Raw genomic sequence first — 12,911 nt, 5'->3', positions numbered from 1 at the left:
CTGGAATCGTTTTTCGGGTCATCATCATGAAGCGTGTCGTATTTCCCATTTTCTCAATTATCGCAGGTCTTTGCCTATTCTTGGGTGCTGCTACGGCATCTCCATTCTGGCAGCGTGTCGAAAACGATGTGATTGGCAACGGTGCGGCCATTTGCAAGGACGACGAGGCGACCGGCAACTTTTTCTGCTTCGGCTTGCGCTGCGGAAAAGGGGCGGGTACCGAGTTTTTCGTGATGCTGGCTGGCGGTTATATTGAACCCGGCGCACCGTTGGGAATTGCCGTGGATGGTCAATCCATTGCTCGATTGCCGCTGACAGTCGTGGAGGACTCGGCGGAATACACCTCTCCTTATCTTGCAGATCAACACATTGAAATTATTGAAAAACTACGAGGTGGTCGCAGTCTTGTCATCACCGCTGGGAGTGAAGTGGATCTGCCCTTGATCGGAGCCGGGCCTGCGTTGGATGAGACGCTTGCAGCGTGCTTGCGTTAGGGCGGTGTCATTTCCGTCAAAAAGGTGTTGAAGCGGTTCAACGCACTCTGAATTTCTTGCGCGGAATTGGCGTAGGAGATGCGCAGATACCCTTCGCCGCGCACACCAAAATCAGGCCCACCGATGGTCGCAATGCCGGCATTTTCAAGAAGTTCAGTAGCCAAGCCTTTGGATTTCCATCCTGTTTCCGTGATGTTGGGAAAGGCATAAAACGCGCCTTTCGGCATTTTGCATGAGACGCCAGGCAAGGCGTTGAGCCCGTCCACCGTGATCTTCCGGCGCTCATCGAAAGCTGCCATCATGGTATCAACCGCGTCTTGAGGTCCGGTGAGCGCGGCCAATCCCGCATATTGTGCAGGTGCGTTGACGCAGGACCAGCAGTTGACGGCAATCTTGCGGGCGGCGTCCATCAGGTGTTGAGGCCACACCGCATAACCCATGCGCCAGCCCGTCATTGCCCATGTTTTGGACCAGCCATTCAATAGGACAAGTCGGTCGCGAAGAAGGGGATAAGACAGTAACGAGGTGTGCTCCAAACCGTCGTAGGTCATGCGCGAGTAGATCTCGTCGGAGAGAATAGCGACATGGGGGTGTTTCTCTAAGCCGTTGACAAGTTTATCAATTTCTTCCTTTTGCGTGACCCCGCCTGTTGGATTGGCGGGTGAGTTCACGATGAGAAGGCGTGTGCGGTTCGTGATCAGTGAAAGCGTTTCATCTGCAGAAAACGCAAAGTCATTTTCTTCACGGATCGGAACGGGGACAGGTGTTGCACCGGTAAACTCAATCAGGCTGCGATAAATGGGAAATCCGGGGTCAGGGTAGAGGACTTCGGCACCGGGTTCTGCCAGCATCGTGATGGCCATGTGCATGGTTACCTTGCCGCCGGGCACGATCATGATCCGGTCCGGCGATACCGTGGCTTGATGGCGCGCCTCAAGCTCTGCTGCAACCGCCTCGCGCAACAGTTTGACACCCGTTGCGCCGGTGTAGCCATGGGCGCCGTCCCTCAGGGCCTTTACCGCAGCCTCGACGATGTGTTCGGGGGTTGGGAAGTCGGGTTGGCCGATGCCGAGATTGATGATGGATTGTCCTTGTGCGGCCAATTCTGTGGCACGCGCAAGCACGGCAAAGGCATTCTCATCTCCCAACCGGGTAAATGCGGTGACTGGCTGGATCATGACCTCTCCCTCCCATGTTTGACAGAGAGTTCTACGTCAGCCGCGCGGGTAATGCCATGTGCCCTTTCGGCGAATGAAGCGTGTCACGGGTAGGGGATAACCATATCAACCCTTTTGCTGTGGCCCTCACCGATTATATTGGAGTCCAAAGGATGAACCGGCGTCGCGCGCGCCGGGTCTGCACAGGATTTAGGAGAATATCATGTCAGAGGCTGCTGACTCCCGCATTCCGGTTACCGTGTTGACCGGTTACCTTGGGGCGGGCAAAACAACGCTGTTGAATCGGATTCTGACAGAAAACCATGGTACTCGCTACGCGGTGATCGTAAACGAGTTCGGTGAAATCGGCATCGACAACGATCTTCTGGTCGAATCCGATGAAGAAGTTTACGAAATGAACAACGGGTGCATCTGCTGCACTGTGCGCGGTGACTTGATCCGCACCGTTGAGAACCTGATGAAACGCAAAGGCGCATTTGACGCCATCATCGTTGAAACCACCGGTGTTGCCGATCCGGCTCCCGTAGCCCAGACTTTCTTCATGGATGATGATGTGCGAGCGGCAGCCGAGCTGGATGCGGTCGTGGCAGTGGTGGATGCCCGCCACGTGTTGGACCGGTTAAAGGACACGGATGAAGCGGAAGACCAGATCGCCTTTGCGGACGTTATTCTTCTGAACAAGACTGACTTGGTAAAAGACGAAGAACTTCAAGCGGTTGAAGCTGCGGTTCGCAAGATCAATCCCTATGCCAAGTTACACAAGACAGAGCGGTGTTCTGTGGGATTGGATGCCGTGCTGAACCGCGGTGCGTTCGATCTGGATCGAATTCTCGAACTTGAGCCGGACTTCTTGAAGACGGGTGATGAACATCACCATCATGACCACGAATGCGGTCCGGATTGCGACCATGATCATCACCACCATGACCATGAATGCGGTCCAGACTGTGATCATGAGCACCATCATCATCATGAGGATACGCATTCGGTAAAGTCGATCTCCTTCAAGGCAGGTGAGCTGGATCCTCAGACCTTTCTGCGCTGGATTGGCGAGGTCACCCAGCTTGAGGGGCCCAAGATCTTGCGTTTGAAGGGAATTCTGGCGTTCAAGGATGATCCTCAGCGTTATGTGGTGCAGGGCATTCACATGATCATCGAGGGCAATCACCAACGCGAGTGGCGTTCGGGCGAAACCCGCGAAAGCCGGTTGGTTTTCATTGGACGAGATTTGGATGAAAAAGCTCTGGAAGAGAGCTTCATGGCCTGCAAAGCGTGAGGTGAATGGTGCCCGTAATTGCTCCTGTTGATTTGGAAAGCTTCGTTGTTTCAGCAGCTTTCCTGGGTGATGTCGCTGTGTTTGGTGCTGGCGACGGCGCAGTTCATTTCCAAGGTGGTGCCGAAACCGTTGTGCCGGTCCATAAAGGCGGGCTTTTAAGTGCATCCCTTACTCAGGATGGCAAGGCTTTGGTAACAGGCGGGGCCGATGGCAGAATTTGTCGGGTAACGGCAGATGGTGTCGTGACTGAATTGGCCGAGCGTCCGCGCAAGTGGATTGATCTGATTGCAACAGGGCCTCAGGATGCGGTGGCATTTGCCTCCGGTCGTACGGCTTGGGTGCGGTTGAACAATGGCGAGGAAAAAGAGTTTGTTCATCAGCGCGCCGTAGGCGGATTGACGTTTGCGCCCAAGGGTTTGCGTCTGGTGACCGCACGTTATGACGGTGTGACGCTTTGGTGGGTAAATGCGCAGGGCGACCCTCAAGAGTTGACTTGGAAGGGCGCGCATACAGGCGTTTCGTATTCGCCGGACGGCAAGTACATTGTCACAACCATGCAGGAAAACGCGCTGCATGGTTGGCGTCTGTCAGACAGCCAGGACATGCGCATGAGCGGGTATCCGTTCAAGGTCAAGAGCATCAGTTGGTCCGCCAAGGGAAAGTATCTGGCCTCATCTGGCGCGGAAGCTGCAATTCTTTGGCCGTTCACCGGCAAAAACGGCCCCATGGGGCAACAGCCACTTCAATTGGGATTGCGGGCCGACACTCAGGTTTCCGTGGTTTGCTGTCATCCCAAAGAGGATATGCTGGCCATTGGTTACAAGGATGGCATGGTGATGGCGGTTCGGTTTTCCGACAATGCGGAGGTGTTGTTGCGCCGACCCGGACAGGGGTCTATTTCGGCGCTGTGCTGGGACCGAAAGGGCACACGGCTCGCCTTCGGAACGGAAGAGGGTGCTGCCGGTGTGATCACGATAGCTGAGGAGTAGAGGCGGCTGGCGCGCTGGCCCGTTGCCTCTTGTCTTGGCAGTTTGGGGGGACAACATGGGAATAGCGCGGGGCATGGCTTTGGCAGTTGCGCTGATGAGCGCGACTGCAACCTCTCAATTGCCAGAATTTTCTCAGCAATACCGACAGCGTTTGGGTGGCGCGATTGATGCGTTAGAACGCGTTAAACTGTCATTTTCGGCGGACGCGAACGCATTTGGCATGAGTGTGTCTGAAGCGCTTGAGTACATGCGTGACAGCGACAATGCGTTCGTACGAAAGCGCGCCGAGAGCATGGCCTTGAGCTTCGCCCGACTGGACAGGTTGAAGCGGCAACGGCAGGCCATGCTGTCCGCCGGGCCGTTTAGCCGAATCGTAGTGATGCTGGAAGAGCCGGATCGGCAGTTGTCTTCTGCCGCATGGAAGGACTTCGAGCCAGCTGTTCCCGTGACACAGGAAGCCTTTATCATTGGTGGGTTTGGCTTCTTGTTGGGGTACTTGGTGTTTTATGGTGGCGTTGGTGCGGGCCGAGCTGGACGCAAGCGATTGCGGCGTCGGCGCGGTGTGCGCACTACATGAACAAAGGGACAGCGATTGGGTTTCATCGCTGAAGGTCTGCGTTGGAAACTGTATCTTCTCGCAGTGGGCTGGTAACGGCTCCACACAAACTGGCCGCGGAAGCAGGCGCTGAAATCTTGCGCAGTGGCGGTACGGCGGTTGATGCGATGATTGCGGCAGCTGCGAGCATCGCCGTGGTGTATCCGCACATGAACCACATCGGAGGCGATGGTTTCTGGTTGATTTCTGAACCCGGCCGTCCGCCCAAAGTGATCGAGGCGTGCGGGCCGGCAGGTGCCGCGGCGACCATTGAACATTACAACGCAAAGGGATTTGATCAGGTGCCAACGCGGGGCCCCTTGGCAGCGCTTACCGTGGCCGGTGCCGTGGGAGGCTGGCAAGTGGCCCATGAAGCGGCGCGGGCGATGGGTGGCGGCTTGCCGCTGAAGGAGCTTTTGAGCTTTGCCATTGACCAGGCCAAATCAGGGTATGCAGTTTCCCGCTCACAGGCTGAACTGACGGCGGCCAAACTGGAGGAGCTGAAAGACCAGCCGGGTTTTGCCGCAGTCTTTCTGGAAGAGGGGGCACCGCCCGAAGTTGGCGCAGTACAACGCCAGCGACAATTGGCGGATACGCTGGATTATCTGGCAAACAGCGGATTGCATGAGTTCTACAAGGGGGATGTTGGAGAGGCGATTGCTGCTGACCTTGAACGCATCGGTGCGCCTGTTGGTCATGATGATTTGCGCCGGTATGAAGCGCGTTTGAAAACGCCCCTTTCTTTAAAACTGAAACAAGGCACGCTGTATAACGCGCCGCCGCCCACACAGGGTTTGGCCTCACTGTTGATCCTCGGCCTGATGGAACGGCTTGAGGTTGGCCGCCTTGACTCTGCTGATTATGTCCATGCCGTACTTGAAGCAACGAAACGGGCGTTTTTGGTGCGAGACGAGATCCTTGCCGATCCATGGGTCATGAAAGAGGACCCCAAGGCCTATTTGACATCGGCTTGGCTGGACAAAACGGCTCATGATATCAGCATGACACGAGCCTTGCCGTGGCCCCACGAGGGCAAACCGGGTGATACCGTGTGGCTTGGGGCCATTGACAGCGCGGGCCGAGCGGTCTCTTACATTCAGTCGGTCTATTGGGAGTTCGGGTCCGGTTGCGTGCTGCCGCAAACCGGTATTCTCTGGCAGAACCGCGGGGCAAGCTTCTCCTGTCATCCCGAGGTCCTGAATGCGCTGAAGCCCGGAAAACTGCCATTCCATACCTTGAATCCGGCGCTTGCGCGCATGGAGGATGGACGAACGGTTGTCTATGGAACCATGGGCGGGGATGGCCAGCCACAAACACAGGCCATGATTTTCACTCGTGCCGTGCTGGGGGGCATGGATCCCGCTGAAGCGCTGGATGCGCCGCGTTGGCTACTTGGCCGGACATGGGGCTCAGATATTACCAGTGTGCGTGTTGAAAACCGAATGGATGAGGACGTGTTGCTTGCGCTGAAGCGCCGTGGGCATGACATTGAACCTCTGGATGTGCCTTACAGCGATGTGATGGGACATGCAGGCATGATCATTCGCCGCGGTGACGGAGAAATGAGGGGCGCACATGACCCCCGCTCCGATGGTGGGGCTGTAGCGGCCTAGAGCCGGGTGGAGACGCAAGACATGGATACAGTGACCCGCATCAGGTGCTTCTTGAAAGTTGTCGAAAAGGGCGGGTTCTCGGCCGCTGCGCGGGATATGGGGCGCTCAAAGGCGTTGGTTTCCAAGTATGTGGGCGAATTGGAAGATGAACTAGGCGCGCGCCTTTTGAACCGCACGACCCGGCAGATTTCGCTGACTGAAGTGGGACAGGCCTATTACCGTGAAGCGGGTGAGTTGTTGCAGCGGTTTGACGAGCTCAAGGAGTCGGTGCAACAAGACCATCAGGAAGCGCGGGGCTTGCTGCGCGTTTCGGCACCTCGCTCCATGGGGGACTTTCTGGTTACGCAAGCGATGATCGACTTCTTGAGTGATCATCCCGATGTCCGCATGGAACTGCAGCTGGATGATCGCTTTGTCGATATCGTGGATGAGGGGTTTGATGTTGCCATTCGCGTGACCGAGTTGATGGACTCCAGCTTGATTGCCCGCAAGGTGCGCGACTTCAAAACCGTGGTTTGTGCGCGTGCGGACATTCTGGACCGGTATGGTACGCCGACACATCCGTCGGAGTTGGCACGGTTGCCGTGCATTATCGACACAAACTACCGCAATAAGGCAAATTGGGGGTTTGAAGGGCCGGAAGGGCGCTTGTCCGTGCCGGTCAAGGGCGCGATTGAGGTGAACAGTGCAGTAACCTGTCGGCAAGCGGCGTTGGCGGGGCTGGGTTTTTTGCGCACCCCGGAGCTGTTTGTTTCGGAAGAGCTGGAGAGTGGTGCACTGGTGCCGGTTCTGAGTGACTATACCCAAGGCGATATTGGCATTTATGCCATGTACCCACACCGGCGGCACTTGAGCGGCAAGGTGCGGGCTTTCGTGGATTATCTGGTCAAGTGGTTCAAGAAGTACCCTCGGGGCGCTAACGCTCCCCGCACCGGTGTGGTCGGGGAGCGTATCGTTCCTTAACCGGCCATGAGCCGCTCCTCGGCAAGCTTGTCCGCCACCACGCTGGTGGGCAGCCCTTCGAGGTCTGCGCGTTTGAAAATGGCGGTGAGCGTATCGCCGATGGCCAGCGTTTTTTCACGAACCATGGCGTCGTCCTTGCTGGATGTTGCCAGCGCAACGGAAATGACGCCGCCTGCATTCAAGGCATAGTCGGGTGCATACAAAATGCCGCGCTGCATCAGCTTTACGCCATCTTCGGGCGTTTGGAGCTGGTTGTTGGCCGCGCCGGCGATGATCTTTGCCTTGATCTGGGGGATGGTGGCCGCGTTGATTGTGGCTCCCAATGCGCACGGTGCATACACATCTACATCGGCGGCATGGGCCTGGTGCGGGTCGATGGGTTGGGCGCCGAACTCGGCGACGGCGCGTTTCACGTTCGGCTCGTGAATGTCGGAAACCACCAGTTTGGCACCGTGGGCATGAAGATAACGGCAAACGCCATAGCCCACATTGCCGAGCCCTTGCACTGAAACAGTGATGCCGGTCAGGTGTGATGTGCCGAATTTGTGGGCCACGGCAGCCTGAATGCCGGTAAAGACACCGAGAGCAGTGTACGGCGAGGGATCTCCGAGGCCGGTTGCCTCCGTGCCTCGTGCATGACCGGTTTGGGACGCGATCAGTTCCATGTCCGCAGCGGTGATGCCGACATCCTCGGCGGTTATGTACCCACCCGCGAGCCGTTCGACGTGGCGGCCGAATGCCTTGAGCAGCTCCGGCGTTTTTTCCGTTTTGGGATCAGCGATGATGACGGATTTGCCGCCCCCGAGCGGCAAACCGGCGAGCGCGTTCTTGTAGGTCATGCCCTTGGACAGACGCAGGGCATCGGTGAGCGCCTCCCGACTGGTGCGATACCCCCACATGCGGCATCCACCCAGGGCCGGGCCCAAACGTGTGTTGTGAATGGCGATGATTGCGCGCAGTCCAGAAGCCGGGTCATGGGCAAAGACCACCTGTTCGTGCCCCGAAAACTCGGGATGGTCAAAGGCGGTCGACGTGTCTTCCAACGCAACGGCTTGTGCCAACGGTGCGTTCATTTTTTCCTCCCGAAAATGAACTATGATCGATATATGAAATCATAGCCTCGTTTTCGGGCAATATTCGGTTTGATTTGCGCCCCAGTAAAGCGACTTCAAAGGAAATTTTCTCAAGTACCAAGGTACGTGAAAATATATATCCGCTGCGTTGACCGCAGGAATGTCTTGTTCTTGCCGCGATTTTCGGAGAGTAATGTTGTAACGCAAATTCGTGGGGCGAACTTACTGTGATTTCTGTGATGCGACCGGTGCTCATCAAGGCGCTGATGCTGCTGTGCTGTGTAGTCATGCCGGGTGTGGCGTTGGCCCACCCGCATGTCTTTATTCAAGCCAAGGCCGAGCTGGTTTTCAACGATGAGGGGTACCTCACGCACATCAACCACACCTGGCTGTTTGATGACATGTATACGGCCTTTGCCGTGCAGGGCCTTGATGCCGATGGGGACGGGACCCTGAGCCAGAGCGAATTGAAAGATCTGGCCGGTGTCAATGTGCAGGGCATGGAGGAGTTCGGATATTTCACCTTTGGCGATGATACACGGGTGGAAATGGACTTCGTGACGCCGCGCGATGAGTGGATGCGCATGCTGACGACCGCCTTCGATGACTATTGGATGGTCTCGGAGGAAGACAAGAAGGCGATTGCCGAAGACCGTGCAGCAGGGCGTGATGTTCAGGTGCCGGAAAACGTTTCCATGGCAGAACTCAATTTCACGCTTCCATTGAAAGACCCTTTGAAAGCCGATCGTCCGCTGACCGTGGATGTGTATGACCCGACCTATTATGTTGATTTCAGATGGGCGCCTGCTACGGCCGTAACCTTGAAGAACCCTCCCGGGCAATGCGAAGTTGAGTTGATCCACCCTCCTGAGCTGGATGCTCAGGTGGCGGCTCAGTTGGCGACGATTGGGGCGGACGTACGCCAGATCCCCATAGAGCTGCGCAGCATCACGGAAAACCTTATCAATCAGGTGATAGTCACGTGTGATGAGGCCAAGGCCTTCGTGGCGGAAAACGGCGGTACAGGGAGTGCGCTGATGGATGGCCAAGACGCCATTGCCGCGCTGACCGCCGCGCCTGAGGCCAAGTCCACTCCGCTGAACGGGCTGGGCAAGTCAACCGCAGTAGCAACTGCTCAAACGCCAACGGATGGGGCGTCTTCGTCGCAAGCTGCAATGGACTCCAAGACGCAATCCCAACAGCATGGTACCGGGCTGTGGGCTCAAGCCATGGGGACCATTGCGGCCTTGCAGAACGATTTTTATCGGGAGCTTACCCGTTATCTACGCTCGTTCCGGTCTTCACCGGAAGCGGGTTTGTGGCTCATGGTGATCAGTTTTCTCTATGGCGTGTTTCATGCCGCTGGCCCCGGACATGGCAAGGCGATCATCTCCACTTACGTGGTGGCTGATGAGCAGACATTGAAGAAGGGCGTTGTGCTGTCTTTTCTGTCGTCATTGGCTCAAGCCATGACGGCGATTGTTCTAGTGGGCGGCGTGGGCGTTGCTCTTAGCCTGACCAGCATGGCCATCACCGAGACCACACGCTGGTTTGAAGTTGGATCGTATGCCATGGTCTTTGCGCTTGGTTTGTGGATGGTGTGGACGCGGGTCTTGCGGCCCTTGATCCCAGCAGATCTGCGGGAAGCGCTGGCGGAAACGAGTTGTGGTTGCGGCCAGTTTGAAACAAAGGACTTCGACTATGAAGCCTACAAGTCCAGCAAGGCAAAACCGGTGCTGGAGACCGCTGGCGTAGCAGCCGTTGCAGAGCCTGTGGGTGCCATGGCGAACGTGGCACATCATTCTCACGATCACGATCACGATCACGGCCATGCTCATTCCTCTCATCATCACCATGATCATGATGGGTGCTGTGGTCACTCCCATGCGCCCGATCCCGCGCAACTGAAAAACGTGAAGCTGGATTTGTGGAGTGCCTGGTCCATCATTCTGGCCATTGGATTGCGTCCATGCACGGGTGCGCTAATTGTTTTGGCGTTTGCTCTGTCTCAAGGCATGATCTGGGCTGGCATCGCCTCAACGCTTGTCATGGGGATCGGTACGGGTATCACGGTGGCGGCTATCGCCAGTCTTGCTGTTTTGGCCCGAGACACCGCCTATGGCATCTGGGGGCGCTCATCACGAAGCGGAGTGTTATTGCACCGCACGGTATCAGCTGTTGGCTCACTCTTCGTTTGTATGATTGGTGGGGCGTTATTCTTCGCCAGTGTGGGCTGGTATTAGGGCTTCGAGAATCGATAGTAAGGTGGGCTGACTAATGCCCACCTGTACCTAAACTGACGTCACAAAGAGTTTGTGTGATGTTTTAGTGACTTCTGATATGCCGGTTAAGTATTATTGTGTTTCGGTAGTTGTATTTTCATCTTCAAGTACTTGAAGTGTATTTTGAAGTAAACGCGCTGTGAGGTGCCTCCATGCCGAGCGCGATTATCCACCTCCGTCATATTGGGAAGTAGGCGGGCTTTCTGCGGGGCAAGTGCCCATGTTCGGTTCCTGGCCAGAATACCTAGGCTGTTGAAATATTTTATATTTATTTCCTAGCGGTATAAGGAATAAAGTTACCCTGACGGGCTGTTTGTGTTTTTGTTTGTTCTGACGGTTTCACAATATTTTGGAATAAAGTAACAAAATAGCATTCATTACGAAAATTTAATTGCGATGTATTCCCTTACGGAAATCTTTGAGGGAAATTGAAAAAGATACGTAAAATCAAAATTTTAAAGCGGCATATGTGCGAACCGCGTTTGTTTGCGGCGCTGCGTCATGACGTCATTAATTCGGCGAATGGTGCGCGGTTTCTCTTGTATAGACGTCCATCATGCGGTTTATAAGGGAAATGACATAGTGCCTTCCACATAGATGAGGGAGGTGGGCACACGTCGATTTATCGAACTGTTGTTTGATTAAACTCTTGGGAGGAGTTTCATGGACCGCCGTAGTTTCTTGAAAAACGCAGGCCTTGCAGCCGGTGCAACCGCTGGTGCTGCTAGTCTGGCCGCGCCAGCGCTGGCGCAAGGCAAACGCGAACTGACCATGGTCACCACATGGCCGAAAAATTTCCCGGGTCTTGGTACGGGTGCGCAGCGTGTGGCTGACCGCATTACCAATGCCACCGATGGCCGCTTGACCGTGAAACTGTTTGCCGCTGGCGAACTGGTTCCGGCATTCGAAAGTTTTGATGCGGTGTCCAGCGGCACAGCCGACATGTACCATGGCGCGGACTATTACTGGCAGGGCAAGCACAAGGCTTACCCGTTCTTCACCGCCGTTCCCATGGGCCTGACCGCCAACGAACTTGATGCGTGGATCAACATTGGCGAAGGACAGGCGCTTTGGGATGAACTGGCAGCCCAGTTCAACGTCAAGCCGTTCATGGCGGGCAATACCGGCCTTCAGATGGGTGGTTGGTTCAACAAGGAAATCAACAGCCTTGAAGACATGAAGGGTCTGAAGATGCGCATGCCGGGTCTTGGCGGCGAAGTGCTTCGCCGACTGGGTGCAACGGCCGTAGCGTTGCCTGGTGGTGAAATCTTCCCGGCTCTGCAGTCCGGTGCCATTGACGCGACCGAATGGGTTGGTCCGTGGAACGATCTTGCCTTTGGTTTCTACAAGATCGCCAAGTTCTACTACTACCCAGGGTTCCACGAGCCGGGCGCAGGCCTGTCTTGCGGCATCAACATGGATGTGTGGAACAGCTTCTCTGACTCCGACAAGGCTTTGGTACGCGATGCCTGTCTGGCGGAAAACAACTACATGTTCTCCGAGTTCAACTACAACAACGGTGCTGCACTGGACACATTGGTGAACAAGCACGGCGTTCAATTGAAGGAGTTCTCGCCAGAAGTGTTTGACGCCATTGGCAAGGTTTCCGAAGAAGTTGTTGCGGAAGTGGCCAATGAGGACGATCTGTCCAAGCGGATTTATGACAGCTACATCAAGGCGCGCAAGGAAATTGGTGGTTGGATCAACACCTCCGAAGGCGCCTACATGGATGCACGCAAGCGCATTCTGGGTTAATATGCACGCATAACGAGCGTTCGAAAGGGCTTCCCGCCGGAACCGGTGGGGAGCCCTATCCTCCGGGGGAGCTACCATAAATCATCGATTGTCCGGGGCGTTCGGGTTCGGGTCGGGCGAAACTTCAGGGCATCGAAAAACAAGAGGCGGATATGCGCGCCCTAATGAAGCTTATCAATTCACTCAATGGTGGCATTGGGCGAACCTGTGCGTGGCTGACGCTGGGTATCGTCCTTGTGCAGTTTATTGTTGTCGTGATGCGCTACGTATTCGGGTTGGGATCAATCTGGATGCAGGAATCGATCACCTACATGCATGGGTTCATGTTCATGTTGGCCGCAGCCTACACGTTGAGCGTGGATGGTCATGTACGGGTGGACATTTTTTATCGTGACGCCCACCCGCGCAAGAAGGCCATGGTGGACCTTCTCGGTTCGATTTTTCTGTTGTTGCCCATGTGCATTACAATTCTCTACGTGTCATGGGACTATGTGGCGGCCTCTTGGGCCATCTTGGAAGGGTCTCAGGAAACCTCGGGCATTCAGGGGCGCTACTTGCTCAAAAGCGCAATCATTGCCTTTGCCGTGATGATGGCCCTTCAGGCTGTCGCGATCATTATGAAGTCCTTGCTGGCGTTGAACGGTGACAAGGCCGCGCTGAAAAGTTTCCAGACTGCGGGAGTGGAATAAACAA

11 protein-coding genes are annotated in these 12,911 nt (G+C 55.7%); 9 read left to right on the top strand and 2 right to left on the bottom strand.

Features of this window, described 5'->3' with window-relative positions; genetic code table 11:
* Window positions 1-26 precede the first annotated feature (26 nt).
* Complete coding sequence (locus G512_RS0107685) at window positions 27-494, top strand: hypothetical protein (RefSeq protein ID WP_143181387.1); 468 nt, start codon at window positions 27-29, stop codon at window positions 492-494.
* On the opposite strand, the gene G512_RS0107680 is transcribed toward G512_RS0107685, so the two are convergent.
* The gene (locus G512_RS0107680) at window positions 491-1,672 is read right to left on the bottom strand and encodes a pyridoxal phosphate-dependent aminotransferase (protein ID WP_028481217.1); all 1,182 of its coding nucleotides are present in this window, start codon (window positions 1,670-1,672) and stop codon (window positions 491-493) included. The two genes, G512_RS0107685 and G512_RS0107680, sit on opposite strands and share 4 nt — an antisense overlap.
* 202 nt (window positions 1,673-1,874) lie before the next feature.
* Between G512_RS0107680 and G512_RS0107675 the strand changes: the two genes are divergently transcribed.
* From G512_RS0107675 to G512_RS0107655, 5 genes are read left to right on the top strand one after another with little or no spacing between them, the layout of a single operon-like run.
* Window positions 1,875-2,948 (top strand): CobW family GTP-binding protein, encoded by a 1,074-nt coding sequence (locus G512_RS0107675; protein WP_028481216.1) that lies wholly within the window; start codon window positions 1,875-1,877, stop codon window positions 2,946-2,948.
* A gap of 8 nt (window positions 2,949-2,956) precedes the next feature.
* Window positions 2,957-3,937 (top strand): WD40 repeat domain-containing protein, encoded by a 981-nt coding sequence (locus G512_RS0107670; protein ID WP_028481215.1) that lies wholly within the window; start codon window positions 2,957-2,959, stop codon window positions 3,935-3,937.
* Between the two features lie 55 nt (window positions 3,938-3,992).
* Window positions 3,993-4,514 (top strand): DUF2937 family protein, encoded by a 522-nt coding sequence (locus G512_RS0107665; protein ID WP_028481214.1) that lies wholly within the window; start codon window positions 3,993-3,995, stop codon window positions 4,512-4,514.
* Window positions 4,515-4,555: 41 nt separating this feature from the next.
* Window positions 4,556-6,145 (top strand): gamma-glutamyltransferase family protein, encoded by a 1,590-nt coding sequence (locus G512_RS0107660; protein WP_028481213.1) that lies wholly within the window; start codon window positions 4,556-4,558, stop codon window positions 6,143-6,145.
* Between the two features lie 21 nt (window positions 6,146-6,166).
* Window positions 6,167-7,108 carry a LysR family transcriptional regulator gene (locus G512_RS0107655; RefSeq protein ID WP_028481212.1) on the top strand — a complete coding sequence of 314 codons (942 nt, stop codon included), beginning with the start codon at window positions 6,167-6,169 and terminating at the stop codon, window positions 7,106-7,108.
* Here the strand turns inward: G512_RS0107655 and G512_RS0107650 are convergent.
* A complete protein-coding gene (locus G512_RS0107650) occupies window positions 7,105-8,181 on the bottom strand; it encodes a Glu/Leu/Phe/Val family dehydrogenase (protein ID WP_036488988.1) in 1,077 nt (358 codons plus the stop codon). The genes G512_RS0107655 and G512_RS0107650 overlap by 4 nt on opposite strands.
* A 227-nt stretch (window positions 8,182-8,408) precedes the next feature.
* Between G512_RS0107650 and G512_RS0107645 the strand changes: the two genes are divergently transcribed.
* From G512_RS0107645 to G512_RS0107635, 3 genes are all read left to right on the top strand, one after another.
* A complete protein-coding gene (locus G512_RS0107645; protein WP_073833166.1) occupies window positions 8,409-10,424 on the top strand; it encodes a HoxN/HupN/NixA family nickel/cobalt transporter in 2,016 nt (671 codons plus the stop codon).
* A gap of 702 nt (window positions 10,425-11,126) precedes the next feature.
* Entirely contained in the window at window positions 11,127-12,218 is a 1,092-nt protein-coding gene (locus G512_RS0107640; RefSeq protein ID WP_028481209.1) for a TRAP transporter substrate-binding protein, read from the top strand.
* A gap of 152 nt (window positions 12,219-12,370) precedes the next feature.
* Window positions 12,371-12,907: a TRAP transporter small permease subunit gene (locus G512_RS0107635; RefSeq protein ID WP_028481208.1), complete on the top strand. Its 537-nt coding sequence runs from the start codon at window positions 12,371-12,373 to the stop codon at window positions 12,905-12,907.
* The last annotated feature ends 4 nt before the right edge of the window (window positions 12,908-12,911 follow it).

It is taken from the genome of Pseudovibrio exalbescens DSM 16456 (assembly GCF_000422785.1).
In the GTDB taxonomy this organism is placed as follows: domain Bacteria; phylum Pseudomonadota; class Alphaproteobacteria; order Rhizobiales; family Stappiaceae; genus Pseudovibrio; species Pseudovibrio exalbescens.
The sequence above is the reverse complement of the archived record's forward strand: the minus strand, read 5'-3'. Positions and strand labels throughout refer to the sequence as shown.

Coding starts and splice junctions, on each gene's coding strand:
- G512_RS0107665 (WP_028481214.1), top strand. CDS start 3,993: ATGGGAATAGCGCGGGGCATGGCTTTGGCAGTTGCGCTGATGAGCGCG.
- G512_RS0107680 (WP_028481217.1), bottom strand. CDS start 1,672: ATGATCCAGCCAGTCACCGCATTTACCCGGTTGGGAGATGAGAATGCC.
- G512_RS0107640 (WP_028481209.1), top strand. CDS start 11,127: ATGGACCGCCGTAGTTTCTTGAAAAACGCAGGCCTTGCAGCCGGTGCA.
- G512_RS0107650 (WP_036488988.1), bottom strand. CDS start 8,181: ATGAACGCACCGTTGGCACAAGCCGTTGCGTTGGAAGACACGTCGACC.
- G512_RS0107675 (WP_028481216.1), top strand. CDS start 1,875: ATGTCAGAGGCTGCTGACTCCCGCATTCCGGTTACCGTGTTGACCGGT.
- G512_RS0107655 (WP_028481212.1), top strand. CDS start 6,167: ATGGATACAGTGACCCGCATCAGGTGCTTCTTGAAAGTTGTCGAAAAG.
- G512_RS0107685 (WP_143181387.1), top strand. CDS start 27: ATGAAGCGTGTCGTATTTCCCATTTTCTCAATTATCGCAGGTCTTTGC.
- G512_RS0107635 (WP_028481208.1), top strand. CDS start 12,371: ATGCGCGCCCTAATGAAGCTTATCAATTCACTCAATGGTGGCATTGGG.